At 66.8% G+C, this 16,628-nt stretch carries 16 protein-coding genes; 9 read left to right on the forward strand and 7 right to left on the reverse strand.

The features are described from left to right. Positions 1-30 precede the first annotated feature (30 nt). A complete protein-coding gene (gene trhA, locus ACSX1C_RS10355) occupies positions 31-648 on the forward strand; it encodes a PAQR family membrane homeostasis protein TrhA (protein ID WP_439886061.1) in 618 nt (205 codons plus the stop codon). A gap of 51 nt (positions 649-699) precedes the next feature. Here trhA and ACSX1C_RS10360 read toward each other — a convergent pair whose 3' ends face one another. Further along, positions 700-1,599 carry a LysR substrate-binding domain-containing protein gene (locus ACSX1C_RS10360; protein WP_439886062.1) on the reverse strand — a complete coding sequence of 300 codons (900 nt, stop codon included), beginning with the start codon at positions 1,597-1,599 and terminating at the stop codon, positions 700-702. 116 nt (positions 1,600-1,715) lie between these two features. Here ACSX1C_RS10360 and ACSX1C_RS10365 point away from each other — a divergent pair, with 116 nt between their 5' ends. Beyond that, the gene (locus ACSX1C_RS10365; protein ID WP_439886063.1) at positions 1,716-2,420 is read left to right on the forward strand and encodes an SDR family oxidoreductase; all 705 of its coding nucleotides are present in this window, start codon (positions 1,716-1,718) and stop codon (positions 2,418-2,420) included. Between the two features lie 140 nt (positions 2,421-2,560). Next, a complete protein-coding gene (locus ACSX1C_RS10370; RefSeq protein WP_439886064.1) occupies positions 2,561-2,962 on the forward strand; it encodes a hypothetical protein in 402 nt (133 codons plus the stop codon). A gap of 117 nt (positions 2,963-3,079) precedes the next feature. Here the strand turns inward: ACSX1C_RS10370 and ACSX1C_RS10375 are convergent, their stop codons facing one another. Genes ACSX1C_RS10375 through ACSX1C_RS10385 form a run of 3 tightly spaced genes read right to left on the reverse strand, consistent with a single transcriptional unit; the run spans position 3,080 to position 5,613 of the window. Then, a complete protein-coding gene (locus ACSX1C_RS10375) occupies positions 3,080-3,667 on the reverse strand; it encodes an isochorismatase family protein (protein ID WP_439886065.1) in 588 nt (195 codons plus the stop codon). A gap of 12 nt (positions 3,668-3,679) precedes the next feature. Further along, positions 3,680-4,420 carry a pirin family protein gene (locus tag ACSX1C_RS10380; RefSeq protein WP_439886066.1) on the reverse strand — a complete coding sequence of 247 codons (741 nt, stop codon included), beginning with the start codon at positions 4,418-4,420 and terminating at the stop codon, positions 3,680-3,682. Between the two features lie 11 nt (positions 4,421-4,431). Then, positions 4,432-5,613 carry an alkene reductase gene (locus ACSX1C_RS10385; protein ID WP_439886067.1) on the reverse strand — a complete coding sequence of 394 codons (1,182 nt, stop codon included), beginning with the start codon at positions 5,611-5,613 and terminating at the stop codon, positions 4,432-4,434. Between the two features lie 5 nt (positions 5,614-5,618). Here ACSX1C_RS10385 and ACSX1C_RS10390 point away from each other — a divergent pair, with 5 nt between their 5' ends. Together ACSX1C_RS10390 and ACSX1C_RS10395 are read left to right on the forward strand one after the other, a co-directional pair. After that, positions 5,619-6,497, forward strand: coding sequence for a LysR substrate-binding domain-containing protein (locus ACSX1C_RS10390; protein ID WP_439886068.1), 879 nt, complete (start codon positions 5,619-5,621; stop codon positions 6,495-6,497). 371 nt (positions 6,498-6,868) lie between these two features. Then, positions 6,869-7,906: a sterol desaturase family protein gene (locus tag ACSX1C_RS10395; protein WP_439886069.1), complete on the forward strand. Its 1,038-nt coding sequence runs from the start codon at positions 6,869-6,871 to the stop codon at positions 7,904-7,906. 18 nt (positions 7,907-7,924) lie between these two features. On the opposite strand, the gene ACSX1C_RS10400 is transcribed toward ACSX1C_RS10395, so the two are convergent. Further along, positions 7,925-9,931 (reverse strand): peptidase U32 family protein, encoded by a 2,007-nt coding sequence (locus tag ACSX1C_RS10400; RefSeq protein WP_439886070.1) that lies wholly within the window; start codon positions 9,929-9,931, stop codon positions 7,925-7,927. A gap of 101 nt (positions 9,932-10,032) precedes the next feature. Further along, entirely contained in the window at positions 10,033-12,408 is a 2,376-nt protein-coding gene (locus ACSX1C_RS10405; RefSeq protein WP_439886071.1) for a DNA polymerase II, read from the reverse strand. A 199-nt stretch (positions 12,409-12,607) separates the two neighbouring features. Here ACSX1C_RS10405 and ACSX1C_RS10410 point away from each other — a divergent pair, with 199 nt between their 5' ends. Both ACSX1C_RS10410 and ACSX1C_RS10415 read left to right on the forward strand, forming a co-directional pair. Then, on the forward strand, positions 12,608-13,246 hold the full coding sequence (locus ACSX1C_RS10410) for an eCIS core domain-containing protein (RefSeq protein ID WP_439886072.1): 639 nt from the start codon (positions 12,608-12,610) through the stop codon (positions 13,244-13,246). A 51-nt stretch (positions 13,247-13,297) separates the two neighbouring features. Further along, on the forward strand, positions 13,298-14,230 hold the full coding sequence (locus ACSX1C_RS10415; RefSeq protein ID WP_439886073.1) for an SdiA-regulated domain-containing protein: 933 nt from the start codon (positions 13,298-13,300) through the stop codon (positions 14,228-14,230). 51 nt (positions 14,231-14,281) lie between these two features. Here ACSX1C_RS10415 and ACSX1C_RS10420 read toward each other — a convergent pair whose 3' ends face one another. Further along, positions 14,282-14,941 (reverse strand): hypothetical protein, encoded by a 660-nt coding sequence (locus ACSX1C_RS10420; protein WP_439886074.1) that lies wholly within the window; start codon positions 14,939-14,941, stop codon positions 14,282-14,284. A 187-nt stretch (positions 14,942-15,128) separates the two neighbouring features. Between ACSX1C_RS10420 and arsN2 the strand changes: the two genes are divergently transcribed. Further along, positions 15,129-15,578, forward strand: a complete 450-nt coding sequence (arsN2, locus tag ACSX1C_RS10425) for an arsenic resistance N-acetyltransferase ArsN2 (protein WP_439886075.1) — start codon at positions 15,129-15,131, stop codon at positions 15,576-15,578. A gap of 79 nt (positions 15,579-15,657) precedes the next feature. Continuing rightward, on the forward strand, positions 15,658-16,566 hold the full coding sequence (locus ACSX1C_RS10430) for an EamA family transporter (protein WP_439886076.1): 909 nt from the start codon (positions 15,658-15,660) through the stop codon (positions 16,564-16,566). Positions 16,567-16,628: the final 62 nt, after the last annotated feature.

Below are 16,628 nucleotides of genomic sequence, written 5' to 3' on the forward strand. Positions count from 1 at the left end.
GGAAGACGGGAATCGCGTCAGGGACATCGCATGTACCACGGAGAACGCCTCAATGCCTGGACCCATCTGGTCGGCGCCCTGCTCGCCGGCCTGGGCGCGGTCTGGCTGCTGGTGCGGGCCGGCCTGCAGGGCGACCCCTGGAAGATAGTGGCGGTGGCCGTCTACGGCCTCAGCCTGGTGCTGCTCTACAGCATCTCCACCCTCTACCACAGCCTGCGCGGGCGGACGAAGGCGCTGATGCGCAAGCTCGATCACCTGTCGATCTACCTGCTGATCGCCGGCAGCTACACGCCCTTCTGCCTGGTGACCCTGCGCGGCCCCTGGGGCTGGTCGCTGTTTGGCGTGGTCTGGGGGCTGGCACTGGTCGGCATGCTGCAGGAGCTCAAGCCGCGTTCCGAGGCGCGGGTGCTGTCCATCGTCATCTATGCGCTGATGGGCTGGATCGTCCTGGTGGCAATCGAGCCGCTGCTCGCCGCCCTGGGCGGCGTCGGCTTCGTCTGGCTGGCCGCCGGCGGCCTGTGCTACACCCTGGGCATCCTCTTCTTCGCCTTCGACGAACGCTTCCGCCACTGGCACGGCATCTGGCACCTGTGGGTGATGGCCGGCAGTGTCCTGCACTTCGTGGCGATCTGGCGCCATGTGCTGTAACGCGGGCGCGCCTCGGCGGCCATCCGGACAACTCGCAACAGCCTGCCAGGCCTACGGGGCTTGCCGCCCCGCCGCGATCAGCCAGGCGCGCACGGCCTGAGTGGGCTCGGGGTGGCGCTGCTTGCGCGGGACCACCAGGTAGAAGTCCTGAGCGCCGCGTAACTCGGCGGCAAACGGCTGGACCAGGCGGCCGGCGGCCAGTTCCGCCTGCAACAGAAAGCGGCTGGCCAAGGCGATCCCCTGGCCGGCGATCGCCGCGTCTATTGCCAGGCTGGTCTGGTTGAAGCGCATGCGCTTGCTCCCGGCCACATCCGGCTGCCCCAGCGCCTGCTCGAGAAACTCGGGCCAGAGGTTATGGCTGTCCTCGAGCAACACCTGGTCGCGCAGCCTGGTCGGGGCTGGGTTCGGCCCCAGAGCAGCGAGCAAGCCTGGACTGCAGACCGCGATCAGCGTCTGGGGAAACAGGAAATCCACCACCAGCCCCGGCCCGAACGGCGGCTGACCCTGACGAATGGCGATGTCGACGCCATCGGCATAGAAACTCGAGCGCTGCTCGGTCGCGAGAATGCGCAGGTCGATCAATGGGTTGGCGGCGACGAACGCGGGCAGCCTGGGCAGCAGCCACTTGGCCGCGAAAGTCGGCGTGACGCTGATCGTCAGGCGGGTCGGCGTGGCGCGTACCGCCGCCGTGGCATCGGCGATCAGCTCGAAGGCCCGGCGGATATTCGGCAGAAATGCGCGGCCTTCCTCCGTCAACGCAACGCCGTGCGGCTCGCGGACAAACAGGCGGATGCCCAGGTCGTCCTCGAGCTTGCGAATCTGCTGCGCCACCGCCCCCTGGGTCACGTTGAGCTGCTCGGCCGCCAGGCGGAAGTTCAGCTGCTGCGCCACCGCAGCGAAGACGCGCAGGGCATTGAGGGGCGGCAACCGCATCGAGTCATTTATAGGCATTAGTTTTTCTACAGTCACAAGACAACCGATCTGGTTCGAGACTAGCCGCCAATCCCCCTATTGTTCAAGGAACACAAGCGGGTATCCAGCAGCGATATCGGCCCATAGGAGGCAACATGTCTATAGAAAAAGTAGCAATCATCACGGCCGCCGGCAGCGGCATGGGCGCCGCGGCGGCCAAGCGTCTGGCGGCCGATGGTTTCAGCGTGGCGATCCTCTCCGCCTCGGGCAAGAGCGAGGCGCTGGCCGAGCAACTGGGCGGGCTGGGCGTCACCGGCTCCAACCAGTCCAACGACGACCTGCAGCGCCTGGTCGACCTGACGCTCGCGCGCTGGGGACGCATCGACGTGCTGGTCAACAGCGCCGGCCACGGGCCGCGGGCGCCGGTGCTCGAATTGAGCGACGAGCAGTGGCACCAGGGCCTCGACGTCTACCTGCTGAACGCCATCCGCGCGACGCGCCTGGTGACCCCGACCATGCTCCAGCAGCAGTCGGGCAGCATCATCAACATCTCGACCTTCGCGGCCTTCGAGCCCGACCCGGTATTCCCCACCTCCGGGGTGTTCCGCGCCGGTCTGGCGGCCTTCACCAAGCTGTTCGCCGATCGCTATGCCGCCGACAACGTGCGCATGAACAACGTCCTGCCGGGCTTCATCGACAGCCTGCCCGAGCAGGAGCAGTTCCGCGCGCGCATTCCCATGGGCCGCTATGGCCGGGCCGAGGAAATCGCCGCGACCATCGCCTTCCTCGCCTCCGAGGGCGCGGGCTACATCACCGGGCAGAACCTGCGGGTCGATGGCGGCATCACCCGCTCGGTCTGACCCGGAGGCCTGCGCGGCGAGAATTGTCATAGCGCCGTCCCCACGGCGCGTCACGGCTGCGCCTTCCCCCGGATGGCGACATCGGCGCCGCCGGGCGGAGGCTGGGCAAGGGCGCCCTCGGCTGGCTATGATCGGAGCCCATGAACCTCTCCGCCCCGATCCGCCAACCCTGCCCGCCCGGCGCCTGCGACTGCGGGCGCGAGCGCCTGCTGGACAGCCCCGGCGGCGATGCACGCATCCTGCTGCTGACCCGCACCGAGGAGAAGCGCCTGCTCGAACGCCTGGAAAGCATCCAGAGCCTGGCCGACCTCGAGCGCCTGCAACGGCGGATGCACGAGCAACTGGGTATTCGCCTGGAAATCGCCCCGGGGCATAACGAAGTGCGCAGCATGCGCGGCATCGCCATCCACATCGACGAACTGCCCGGCCTGTGCCGCAAGACCCGCCAGTCGATCCCGGCGGCGATCCGCCGCGGCCTGGAGAAGCACCCGGAGATCGCCTACCGGCTGCTGGACGCCCACGACCTGTTTCGCGATCTCTGAGCAGTGGGTTGGAAGGTAGAGGAGGCTATGGCGGGAGTCGGCCCAACACAGACATTGCAGTGGTTTATCAAGAGGGAGGATATCAACTTACCTCCCTCTCGAAATGAACTGCTGTGGCTAGCTTTGCAGGGCCGGCATCATCACCTGCTGCACGATTACGCCGCCCTCGGGCGTTCCCCAACTGCCGACCAGTTCGGCGATCACCTGATTGGTGCTGGATAGGGTGACGCCTGCCTTCTCCATACGGCGCAGCGCCATGTCGTCGCCAACCGCGCTAGGCGAGCCACCGGCATCGGCGATGACTTGAACCTCATAGCCGTCGCTGACGAGACTGAGCGCCGGGAAGACCGTGCAGACGTCGTTGGTAACCCCCGCGATGATGATTTTCCGCCGTCCGGTGGCTCGAACGGCTGCGGCGAAGTTTTCATCGTCCATCGCATTGACGATGCCGACCCGTTTGATTCGGGCCGCGAACTCATTCGGCAGTATCGTAGCCAGCTCGGCCAACAATGGGCCTTGGGCGTATTCCTCCATGCTGGAGGTCAGCACGACCGGCAGTTTGAGAATGCGGGCGGTATTCGCCAGCATCAGGGCGTTGCGCTTCATCTCCTCAAACGGAATGGATTTGACCCAGCCCATGGTGCCGACCTGGTGGTCGATAAGCAGCAGGGCAGCACTGGCGGCATCGAAACGTTCAAAAGCCATGATCGTGACCTCTCACTGGGGTGTGGTTGGAGGGATTGGAACGCCGGCGAAGACCATCGCCTTGGCCGTGCCTCGCGGAGCCCTCAGCAGGGCGACTCGCTCGGAGTCTTGGGAAAGAAGTAATGGCAGCTTCAGGCCCTCCTGCTCGAACACCTGGCCGTCAACCATGAGCGTGCCGCTGATGGGCATGACAATAGTGGGTTGGCCAGGCAGAACTGGAATCTCCAGGGTGGCGCCGTCGTCCAGCAATATGTCGAGCAGCGTTACCTCGACAGGTGGAAGCAACGGGGAGACTACTTGCCCGTACCTTCCGGCGACTACGCGTACCTTGGCACCTGGGAGATGTGCGACGGGCACGTCTTGCGGTTCCAGGCTCAAGGCGAACGGTAGGCTGTCCCTCCGCTCGGGGGCGCATGCGACGAAGATCTGCAACGAATGCACGGTCTTCCCCGCTTCGGCTGGAATTTCCTCGTGCACTATCCCGCTGCCCGCCGCTGCCCAATGCAGCCCACCTGGCTGGATCAGGTTGTGATTGCCAAGCGAGTCGCGGTTCTCGATGGCAGTCTCCGAGTCAAGGAACACATAGGAGACTGCCGAGAACCCGGCGTGGGGGTGCGGTGCAAAAGTAGGCGCACTCATCCAGGCATGGTCGATACCGAGAAACGGGCTGGTCTGCTGCTCCTGCCCGCGTAGCACTTGGGCTCGGAAGTAATCGCCTTTGGCGACTTGTTGCAAGGTTGTGAGCGTCATCATTGCTTCCGACCTCAGCTCGCCTGCGTAGCAGTCAGCGTAGGGTAGTCAGTGTAGCCTTGCGCTCCGCCACCGAAGTAGCTGGCCCGGTCGGCTTCATTCATCGGCGCAGCGTTACGCAGCCGTTCAACGAAGTCAGGGGTGGCCAGGACCATCTGACCATAGGCTTCCAGGTCGGCCAGCCCAGACGCCAAGTCGGCTCCAATCTCTTCGCGCGCGCGCCCTGGACGGTTGAGGATCAATGGGTGGCGCCACAGCTTGCGGATATCGGCCAGCAGCGGCTCGTTACCCTGATGCATGACATGCAGGTACGCGAGGCCCAGCTTGTCGAGTTCGACAACCAGATAGCGGTAGAGCTCTGGCCCCTCTGCGCCTTCGTCTATGCCCCACAGCGTGGTGCCCGGCGATAGCCGGATGGCGGAGCGATCCGCGCCAATTTCCTCGGCGATTGCGGCTGCCACTTCGATGGCGAAGCGCGCGCGATTTTCTATGGAACCGCCGTATTCATCGGTGCGCACATTGGCACTCGGCGCAAAGAACTGCTGGATCAGATAGGCGTTGGCGCCGTGGATCTCGACACCGTCGGCACCGGCCTCGATTGCGCGGCGTGCAGCAAAGCGAAAGTCAGCAATGGTCTGGCGTACTTCTGCAGTGCTCAGCGCGCGTGGCGTCGGGATGTCCTGCATGCCCTTGGCGGTGAACATCTGGGTATTCGGTGCGATGGCCGACGGCGCAACCCCTTGGCGGTGGTGCGGCGTGTTGTCAGGGTGGGACATGCGCCCGGCATGCATCAGTTGAATGAACAGATGGCCGCCCTTGGCATGCACTGCTGCGGAGGTTTCCTTCCATCCCAGGACATGGGCATCGGTGTAGATGCCCGGCGTGGTCAGGTAACCCTGGCCGTCCTCAGAGGGTTGGGCGCCTTCACTCACAATCAGGCCGAGACTGGCGCGCTGGGCGTAATACTCGGCAGCCAGCTCGCCTGGGGTGCCGTCCCACAAGGCGCGGCTGCGGGTCATAGGTGCCATCACCAGGCGATTCTGCAGAGTGTAGCGACCGATACGAATGGGGGTGAATGGGAGATGCATGCTGGAGCCCTCGAAGCGAGTGGTAAGTTCGTGCGGCAACATCATCCACTCGTATCTTTTTGGGATAAATACATGTAAATGGAGATCATTGATCCATTTATGGAGCACTGAGCATGGAACTCCTGAACGACATGGCCCTCTTCGTGGAGGTGGTCAAAGCCAAGGGCTTTCGGGGCGCATCCGACGCCACAGGCGTACCCAACTCGACTGTGTCGCGTCGAATCAGCGCCCTGGAAAAAGCCATAGGGCTGCGCCTGCTGCATCGAACGACACGCAAGGTCGAGCTGACGGAGGCCGGCCAGCTCTACTTCGAGCGCTGCAAACGCATCGTCGACGAGGCGCGCCTGGCGCATGAACAGTTGGGGGACATGCTGGCCCAGCCAAGCGGAGTCCTGCGGGCCTCATTGCCGGTGGACTTCGCCGTTACCTACCTGGCACCGCTGATTGCCGAATTCGCGAGCCTGTATCCAGGCATCAGCTTCGATCTCGACCTCACCCCGAGGCGGGTCGACCTGGTGAGCGAACCTTTCGACGTGGCCATTCGCATTGGCGAGTCCGAAAACTCGCAACTCATCGCGAGGCCATTGGCGTCGCTGACGCCTCACCTATATGCATCGCCGGGGTACTTGGCGCAAGTCGGGGAGCCCGCCCAGCCAATCGACCTGGAAAAACATCAGTGCCTGGGAATCCTGAAAACGACGAGTTGGACGCTACTGGATGGGGCGCAGACTTTTAGTGTTTCAGTGGGTGGGCGCTTTGCACTGAACAGTGTCGGGCTGATTAGGCGCTTGGCGACACTCGATCAAGGCATCGTGCTGATGCCGGAAGAGATCGTGGCCGATGAGCTGGAAAGTGGCAGGTTACGGCGGATTCTGCCCGAGTGGCGGGGGATACCAATGCCGGTATATGCCATCACCGAAACTCGCCTGCTACCCGCTAAGACTCAACGTTTTATCGAGTTTCTGAGAGAGCGGCTGTCTTCAAGTGCTTAACGCACTATCCGCTTCTGGCCCTGGCTGTGTAAAAACGTTTTGAGTACCGATCAGTGATCGCTTGACGATCAGTTTCGGCGTCTCCTAGCGAACTCTGAGCACTCCAGTTCGGCCAAAACCCAACGATTTCGCGTAGCAACGCGCACGTCGATTTTTGGCGGGAGTTTTTACACAGCCTCGGCCGTTTGCAGGCATCGGCCAACGCCGGCGATCACAGCCACCAGACTCGCCCCTGAGCCGCCCGTGACGCGCACCTGAAGCAGTCCACGCAACGACAGTGACGTGATCTGGCCCGGCCAAAGCGCATAGGCAATACAGTTAATTCGAATTCTTATTTACAATGGCCGCCTTTTGCCCGAGGCCGGCCCGCCGTGGATCTGCTTGCCCTTGCCCATGACCTGCTGAACGAGCTGGTGATCGCCCCGGTCACAGCGCAGTTTTCCGGGATTTTCGACCTGAACGGCCGCTTCGGCCTGCTGTTTCTCGGCATTTCCGCCTGCGTGGCCTACGGCCTGTTCCGTCTCAGGAAACGTTGCGGAGAGACCGAGGCGCCCTCGTTCTGGCAGTTCATCGGCGGCCGCCGGGTCCACTGCCACCCCTCGGCGCTGCTCGACTACCGCTACTACTTCGTGCGGGCCATCCTCAAGGTCGCCCTGGTCGTGCCCATAGTCGGCCTGATCGACCCCTATATCCTGCGCTCGGCCGACTACGTCGCCTTCTTCACCAAGCTGTGGGGCGCACGCCCGCAGTTGGGCGAGAACCTCTCGCTGTCGCTGCTCTACGGGCTAGGGCTGTTCCTGGTGCTGGACTTCACCCATTACTGGGTCCACCGGGCCTTCCATTCGCGCTGGCTGTGGCCGTTCCACAAGGTCCACCACTCGGCGCCGGTACTGGTGCCCGCCACCGCCAGCCGGGTGCACTTCGTCGAGAAGATCGTCGGCAAGCTGGCCAAGGGCGTCACTGTCGGCGCCTACGCCGGCGCCTTCTGGTACGCCTGCGGCGGCCAGGTGAGCAGCTACACCCTGTTCGGCGTGACCTATCTGATGTTCGTCTTCAATGCCCTGGCGGCCAACCTGCGCCACAGCCATGTCTGGCTGTCGTTCGGGCCGCTGCTCGAGCATGTGTTCAACAGCCCGGCCCAGCACCAGATCCACCACAGCGACGCGCCCCGGCACTTCCACAAGAACTTCGCCACCAACCTGTCGCTCTGGGACTGGATGTTCGGCACGCTCTACGTCACCCGCCCGACGCCGGAAATCCTCGAATACGGCACCGAGGACCGCGACGCCCACCGTTACCTGAGCATCTACAGCCTGATCGTCACGCCCTTCGTCGATATCGCCCGCCTGCTCGGCCTGGGCAGGCGCCGGCGGCCGGCGGCGCCAGGCTCGGAGCGGTCCTATTCCTAGCCGCCGCGCCGGGGCGGCTCAGGCACGCCCCGCGGGCTTGCGCTTGATGGTCTTCACCAGGTCGTCCGGGCTGATATAGCCGACCGTGGCGGCGGCGCTGCCGGGCTGCGGCAGGTCGAGGATGTGGCCCTTCATCTTGCCGATGATGTGCATCTCGCAGGGCTTGCAGTCGAACTTCAGGGTCAGCACCTCGTCCTGGTGGATCAGCTGCATGTCGGCGACCTTGGTGCGCACGCCGGTGACACCCTTGGCCTGCTTGGGGCAGAGGTTGAAGGAGAAGCGCAGGCAGTGCTTGGTGATCATCACCGGCACCTCGCCGGCCTCCTCGTGGGCCTCGTAGGCCGCATCGATCAGCTGCACGCCGTAGCGCTGGTAGAAGGCCCGGGCCTTGGCGTTGTAGACGTTGGCGAGGAAGGTCAGGTGCGACTCGGGGTAGACCGGCGGCGGCACGCTGACGGCCTTGCGCCCGCCGCGCGGGTGGGCGGCCAGGCGCGCGGCGCTCAACGCCTCGATGGCCTCGCGGCGCAGGGCCTTGAGTTGCGAGCCGGGGATGAAGGGCACGGCCGCGCAGTCGATCTGCGCGCCCGCGCTGTAATAGAGGGTGGTGCCCAGCTTGCTCAGGCCATCGACCAGTTGCTCGCGGGCCTGTTCGGCGTCCTTGGCGGCGGCGAATGGCCCGGGCAGGCTGGCCGCGGCCTGCACGCCCTCCTCGCTGGTGACGGTCAGGCTCAGCTGCGCCGCATCGACACGGACCTGCCAGCGCACCGCCACGCGGCGCTCGGCCGAGGTCTTGAGCAGGGCCTGCTGCCAGTTGTGGTCGAGGTTGCGGCTCAGCGGGTGCAGCGGCCGCAGGCGCGCCAGGGCCGCCGGCATCTCGTTGGGCTCGACGCGGTAACGGTAGCGCTTCTCGCCGTCCTCCTCGAACGCCTCCTTGAGCTCGGCGACGTTGGCGCGAAAGCCCACCACCTCGCGCTTGATCAGCACATTGAGGCCATCGCCGTTGGACAGCGGGGTGTCGGTCACGGCGATCAGGTCGCGCTTGTTCACCTTCTCCACCTGCCCAACCGAGAGCCCGGTGAAGGTCGGCGAATCGAAGGCGCCGATGTCGATCTTGCGTTCGCTGACGAAGTAGTCGGTGCTGCCGCGGTGGAAGGTCTTGTCCGGGTCGGGGGTGAAGAAGTGCTCGGTCAGGCCGCTGGAGGCCCGCGCCAGCTGCGGACGCTGTTCGAGTATGGCGTCGAGCTCGCGGCGGTAGTGCGCGGTGATGTTCTTCACGTAGCTCATGTCCTTGTAGCGCCCCTCGATCTTGAACGAGCGCACGCCGGCATCCACCAGGTGGATCAGGTTGGCGGTCTGGTTGTTGTCCTTCATCGACAGCAGGTGCTTGTCGTAGGCCACCACCCGGCCCTGGTCGTCCTTCAGGGTGTAGGGCAGGCGGCAGGCCTGGGAGCAGTCGCCGCGGTTGGCGCTGCGCCCGGTCTGCGCGTGGGAGATGTTGCACTGCCCGGAGAAGGCCACGCACAACGCGCCGTGGATGAAGAACTCGATGGCCGAGTCGACGCTCTGGCTGATGCGGCGGATCTCCTCCAGGTTCAGCTCGCGGGCCAGCACCAGCTGGGAGAAGCCGGCCTGGGACAGGAACTTGGCCTTGTCCAGGGTACGGATGTCGCACTGGGTGCTGGCATGCAGCTCGATGGGCGGGATGTCCAGTTCCAGCACGCCCATGTCCTGCACGATCAGCGCGTCGACCCCGGCGTCATGGAGCTGGTGGATCAACCGGCGAGCCGGCTCCAGCTCGTCGTCGTGCAGGATGGTGTTGATGGTGACGAATACCCGGGCATGGAACAGGTGGGCGAAGCGCACCAGCTCGGCGATGTCCGCCACCTCGTTGCTGGCGTTGTGCCGCGCACCGAAACTGGGGCCGCCGATGTACACGGCATCGGCGCCATGCAAGATGGCTTGCTTGGCGATGGCGGTATCGCGCGCCGGGCTCAGGAGTTCCAGATGGTGCTTGGGCAGGGACATGGCATCGATTCGAGGCTTGGACGGGGCGCGCATTTTAGCGTGAAAGCGCCGGGGCTCGGACACCGGATGGCGGAAAAGCCGGCGCGACCGCTCGCCCGGGCTCAGAACAGGTCGAGCTGACGGTCGACCAGGCTGGCGAAATCGTCGCCGACGAACGGCAGGATGGCGTCGGCGATCGGCTGCAGCTGGCGGCTCAGGTAGTGGTCGTAGTCGATGGCCGAGCCCTGGTTCGCCAGCCGCTGGGTCTCCAGCGGCTCCGGCCCCACCACCGTCATCCGGTAGCTGATCCAGCCGCCGTTCTGGTACTGCAGGGGCCGGCCCTGGCGATCGTTGTAGGCGTCGGCCAGGCGTGCGGCGCGCACATGGGGCGGCACGTTGCGCCGGTAGTCGTGTAGCGGCCGGCGCAGACGCTTGCGGTAAATCAGCAATTCGTCCAGTTCGCCCGCCAGGGTGCGGCGCACGTAGTCGCGTACATAGTCGCGGTAGGGGCGGCGGTCGAAGATCAGCCGATAGAGCTCCTGCTGGAAGCGCTGGGCCAGCGGCGACCAGTCGCTGCGCACCGTCTCCAGGCCCTTGAAGACCATCTCGCGGCTGCCGTCCGCGCGCGTCACCAGGCCGGCGTAGCGCTTCTTGCTGCCCTCCTCGGCGCCGCGGATGGTGGGCATCAGGAAGCGGCAGTAGTGGGTCTCGAACTGCAGCTCCAGGGCGCTGTCCAGGTCGAACTCGGCGCGCAGGTGCGCGCGCCACCACTGGTTGACCTTCTGCACCAGGGCGCGGCCGATGCGCGCGGCGTCGGCCTCGGCGTGGGCGCCCTTGATCCAGACGAAGGTGGAGTCGGTGTCGCCGTAGATCACCGCATAGCCCTCGGCCTCGATCAGCTCGCGGGTCTGGCGCATGATCTGGTGCCCACGCAGGGTGATCGAGGAAGCCAGGCGCGGGTCGAAGAAGCGGCAGCCGCTGGAGCCGAGCACGCCGTAGAAGGCGTTCATGATGATCTTCAGCGCCTGGGACAGCGGCTGGTTGCCCGCGCGCTTGGCCGCCTCGCGGCCCTGCCAGACCCGCTCGACTATGGCCGGCAGGCAATGCGTGCGGCGCGAGAAGCGCGCGCCGCGAAAACCCGCCACCGAATGGCCGTCGTCGGGTTGGCGCAGGCCCTCGACCAAGCCCACCGGGTCGATCAGGAAGCTGCGGATGATCGAGGGGTACAGGCTCTTGTAGTCCAGCACCAGCACCGACTCGTACAGCCCGGGTCGCGAGTCCATGACGAAGCCGCCGGGGCTGCTGTCGCCCTGCACGTCGCCCAGGTTGGGCGCGACGAAGCCCTGGCGGTGCATCGCCGGCAGGTACAGGTGGGTGAAGGCCGCCACCGAGCCGCCGCTGCGGTCGGCGGACAGGCCGGTGACGGCGGCGCGCTCCAGGAGGAAGTCGAGCAGCTCGGTCTTGGCGAATATCCGCGTGACCAGCTCGCAGTCCTTGAGGTTGTAGCGCGCCAGCGCCGGCTTGTCCTCGGCGAACATGCGGTTGATCTCGGCCATGCGCTGGTAGGGCGTGTCGATCGCCTTGCCCTCGCCGAGCAGGCTCTGGGCGACACTCTCCAGGCTGAACGAAGGGAAGCTCCAGGTCGCCGAGCGCAGTGCCTCGATGCCGTCGATGATCAGCCGGCCGGCGGCCGAGGCGAAGTAATGCTTGCCGCTGCCATGCGCGCGCCAGCCCATCGCCTCGCCGCCGCGGCCGAGCAGCAGCGGCACCTGGAGTTGCTCGGCATGGGCCTGCAACACGCGCAGGTCGAACTGCACCAGATTCCAGCCGATGATGGCGTCCGGGTCGTGCTCGGCCAGCCACTGATTGAGGCGCTGCAGCAGCTCGGCGCGGCTGGCGCAATAGTCGAGGCGAAAGTCCGGCTCGGCGTCTGCATCGCTCGCCGGGCCGAGCATATACACCTGGCGCTGGCCGCAGCCTTCCAGGGCGATGGAATACAGCTCGCCATGCTCGCTGGTCTCGATGTCGAGGGACACCAGTTTCAGGCTCGGTCGATAGTCCGACGCGGGTTTGAGCTGGGCGTCGCAGAGCACGCCCTGGCCATCGGCCACACCGCCGAAGTACACCGGTGCGGTGATGAAGCGCTCCATCAGGTAGCGCTCCGGCGGACGAATATCGGCCTCGTAGACATCCACGCCTCCCTTGCGCAGGCGCCTGTCCAGGTCGATCAGGCGTCGGTGCTGGCGACAGTACAGGCCGAGCACCGGACGCTGGTGGAAGTCGCGCAGCGCCAGCGGGCGCAGTTCGGCGTCGTCCTGGCCGCGCAGCAGGGCCTCGGCCCGGGCGCGCTGCTCGGCGGGGACGAAGGCCACCGAGGGCTGGCACGCCACGCGCAGCCGACGCGGGCCCTGATCGCTCGCCAGCCAGAATTCGACCTGGGTACCGGCGGGCGTGTCGTGCCAATGCCGGGTCAGGACAAAGCCCTGCTGTAGATCCACCGCTGCCACCTCGAAACCCTGTTCACCCGGCGATTCTACGTGCCATCGGCCAGGATTGCGCGGCCGGCCCAGGGCCCGATAATTCGCCGGCCGCGACGCAACGAACGCCCGCCGCCGCGGTCCAACTCGCGGCTGGACAGTCGCGACCGTCCAGCCCAACCTAGCGTCCGCCAATCCCCCCTGCCTGCGGGAGCCTGCATTGCCACCTGTCATCCTCTCTGGACCGCTGCGCTGGGCGGCGCTGCTCACCGCCCTGCTCGCGCCCCTGCCCGCCCTCGCCTGCCCGGCCGGGCAGCACCGGGTCTGCGTGGTCGCCTGCTTCTGCGCCCCGGGCTCCCGGGAAGAAATGGGGGGCCTGTTCGACGACCTGGGCCAGATGGCCGCCTCCGGCCTGGAGCAATGGCTGGTGCGCTCGCGCGACAGCGCCGCGACCGGGGACGCTCGGCCGATCCCCCTGCATATTCGTGCCCAGCTGGAGCCCTACTACGACCTGCAGGTGCTCGATTCGGTGCGCTACAAGGTCGGCGACGATGCGCAGTTCACCGCGGCGAACACCATGCTGCAGAACCCCGACGTCAGGGCCGTGACCCTCATCGACATCGTCGTCTTCCGCCGGGCCGACGACGCCCTCGACGACGTGGCGCTCTGGGCCCATGAGCTGCACCACGTGCAGCAGTACCTGCAGTGGGGCGTCGGCGAGTTCGCCCGGCGCTACACCCGCGACGCCCAGGCCGTCGAGGCGCCGGCCTACGAGATCCAGCGCCGGGTGAGCCAGGGCCTGCCGCCCAGCACCGCCTCAGGGGTGAGCGGTGCTGGGCGGGACGTCGCAACGCACTGAACCTTCGAGTAGGATCGATGTCACTCTCATTCACATCTGAGAGTAATTCCCATGTTCACACTCAACCCTCCCTGGACCAGGCCCTGGCTGAAACCGCTGGCCCTGACCGGCCTGATCCTGCTCGCCGTGCAACAGCTGTTGCTGTGGACGGACCTCGACGACCGCCTGTACCTCGTCTGGCTCAAGCTCAGCGCCCCCGCCGAACAGCAGGCCCATGCCATAGGCCTGGACGGCTATCGCGTCGATATCGAGGCGCGGCCGTTGCCCGGCGTCGAGGACAATGCCTCCGGCCTGACCTGGAACCGCGAACGCCAGAGCCTGTTCCTGGTGCTCAACGGCCCCAATCGGCTGCTGGAGTTGAGCCCCCAGGGCGAACTGCTGCGCCGCATCGAGCTGCTGGGCTTCGATGACGTCGAAAGCGTCGACTGGGTGGGCGGCAACCGCTATGTGCTGGCCGACGAGCGCAAGCAGAGCCTGATCCTGATCGAGCTGGCGGACACCGCCACCCAGGTCGAGCGCCGCCAGGCGCGCAGCTTCACCCTCGGCCTGGAAGGCGGTAACAACAAGGGCTTCGAGGGCGTGGCCTGGGACCCTGCGGACGACGGCCTGTTCGTCGTCAAGGAACGCGATCCGATGCGCCTGTACAAGCTCCAGGGCCTGCTCGAACAGCCCACCCCGGGCCAGCTCGAGTTGCAGAGCGATCTGCCCCAGGCCCAGGGCGCGCTGGCCTTCAACGACGACCTGGCCGGCCTGCACTACGACCCGGCCAGCGGCAGCCTGCTGGTGCTGAGCGACGAATCGCGACTGCTGAGCGAGGTCAGCCCCCAGGGGCGCCTCCTCGGCTTCCTCGAGTTGAGCCGCAACTGGCACGGCCTCAAGCAACCGGTGCCCCAGGCCGAAGGCGTGGCCATGGACGAACGCGGCACGCTCTATCTGGTCAGCGAGCCCAATCTGCTCTACGTATTCCGCCGCCACGAGGACTGAGGATCAGCCCTCGGCAGGCGGCGCTGGCGCACCGAGCCGCGACCTGCGGCCTCAGTCCTGCGCGAAGCAGTACAACAGCCCCGCGCCACCGGTACTGGCCAGGGCCTCGTCGCTGCAACCGCGGCTGGTGTGGGAGGCGTTCCACGAGCGCGACGGCGCATCGTCGCGCAGGCCCATGCGGTCGTGGTGGCCGACCTGGGCGGCGCCCTCGCCGCTGCTGGTCCAGTTGCCGCAGGTGCGGTCCTCGCCGGGGGCGAACGCGGTGCCGTCGGCCTGGGAGCCGGTGAGGATGTCGTGCTGGTTCGGCGAGTCGCCCCGCCCCTTGACCGGCATACCCCGCTCATCCAGCGCCGTGGCCTTGGTCAGCTGGTTGTCGCCGTGCAGCTGTGCCACGTCCTGGGCGATGACCACGCCCTCGGCATTCTGCCAGGGACCGGCGCCGATACGGTCGCGGGCATCGATCGCCGGCGCACCATCGGCAGCCGTGCTGCTCAGATAGGCTCGCCAGGTGCGCTGCCCGGCCCCGGCCGCGTCGGCCAGGCGTTGGCAGTGCGCATCGGCCCCGCTCAGGCCGCCGAAGTCGGCGCCCTTGCCCGTCCCCTGACTGGTGACGAAGAAGCTCATGTCGGCCGGCCCCGCCTGGCTGGCCAGGCTGCAACTGAGGGCGAGCAACGCCGCGGGCAGGCTGCGGCTCAGAGACATCTTGAACATATGCGATCCTCCTGTGCTGTGGAAATGCGCCCCCCAGCGCCAGTGACAAGCCTTCAGCTTAGATGACGACAACGACCACCGCCGCCCCCCACGTCGGCCCACGGGGCGGCTGCCAGACGCCAGGAAAATTGCCACACTACGGCGCACAGGCCGCACAGGCGGCATGCCGACTGAGGAGAGAAGCGCGATGCAGCCATCCATCACCCCGATGACCGAAGCCGACGAGCTCCTGCCGCTGCTGCGGGCCTGCGACCTGCCGGTGGCCGATGTCGCGCCCGGCCCGCTCCAGCAGTTCTTCAGCCTGCGCGACGAGAGCGGACTGCTCGGCGTGGTCGGCCTCGAGCTCCTGGACACGGAGGGCCTGCTGCGCTCCCTGGCCATTGCTCCCGCCCATCGCGGCAAAGGGCTTGCCGCGCACCTGGTGGCCTTCGCCGAAGCGCGCGCCTGCGCCCAGGGCATCGGGCGTCTGTTCCTGCTGACCACCACCGCCGCGGACTATTTCACCCGGCTCGGCTACCAGCCCACGGAAAAGGCCGCCGCACCACCCGCCATCCAGGCTACAGCGCAGTTCGCCGGCCTGTGCCCGGCCGCCTCGAGCCTGCTGTGCAAATCCCTCGACGGCAGGCTCCGGAGCTGACCGAACAGCCCCGGGCGCGCTACTCTGCGCCGGCGGCTGGAGCGCCGCCGCACCTCAGCCAAGGATATGCCCGCGTTTTATGCCTGCCCCCACGCCCTTTCCCCGTCACCTCGCCGTCCCGATGCTGGCGGCGCTTGCCTGCACCTTCGCCGGCAACCACATCGCCGCGCGCATCGCCTTCGACCACGACGCCGGCGTGCTGCTGGCCATCCTCTGTCGCTCCGGGGTGGCCCTGTTGCTGCTCGGCACCCTGGTGGCCTGGCAACGCCAACCGCTGCGCCTGCCCCCCGGCGCCTGGCCCTGGCAGCTGCTGGCCGGCCTGCTGATCGCCGCCCAGAGCATCTGCCTGTACTCGGCGGTGGCGCGCATCCCGGTAGCCCTGGCACTGCTGGCTGCCAACACCTTCCCGATCATCCTGGCGCTGCTCACCTGGGGGCTCGGCGGTCCGCCGCCGACCCGGCGCAGCGCCTGGCTGATGGGCCTGATCCTGTTCGGCCTGCTGTTCGCCCTCGACGTGCCGGCCCGCCTGGGCGGCCAGGGCGGCGGCGCCGACTGGCTGCCGGGCATCGGCCTGGCCCTGTGTGCGGCCTGCGCCTTCGCCGGCGCGCTGTGGGTCACCGAACACAGGCTTTCGCCCTTGCGCGGCTCGCTGCGCAGCATGCTGACCATGCTGGTGGTGTTCGCCGGCGCCTTGCTGGCCGGGGCCGTTGAACTGCTGCCCGGCGGCCTGGCGCCGCCCTCGGCCAGCGCCGGCTGGATCGGCCTGGCTGTGCTGGCGCTGCTCTACGGCCTGGGCTTTACCCTGCTGTTCGTCTGCATGCCGCGCCTGGACATGACCCGCAACGCACCGGTGATGAACATGGAGCCGGTGGCCACCCTGCTGCTCGGCTGGTTGATCCTCGGCCAGACCCTGAGCCCCATGCAGATCGGCGGCGGGGTGATAGTGGTCGGCGGCATCGTCCTGCTGTCCTATCGTAAACAGGCATAAACAGGCCGCTGCCCGCCCCGGCGGAGCGGCGCAACCCACACGCGTCCACAAGGAGGACCCGC

This window comes from Pseudomonas sp. MBLB4123 (assembly GCF_051904775.1).
In the GTDB taxonomy this organism is placed as follows: domain Bacteria; phylum Pseudomonadota; class Gammaproteobacteria; order Pseudomonadales; family Pseudomonadaceae; genus Aquipseudomonas; species Aquipseudomonas benzenivorans_B.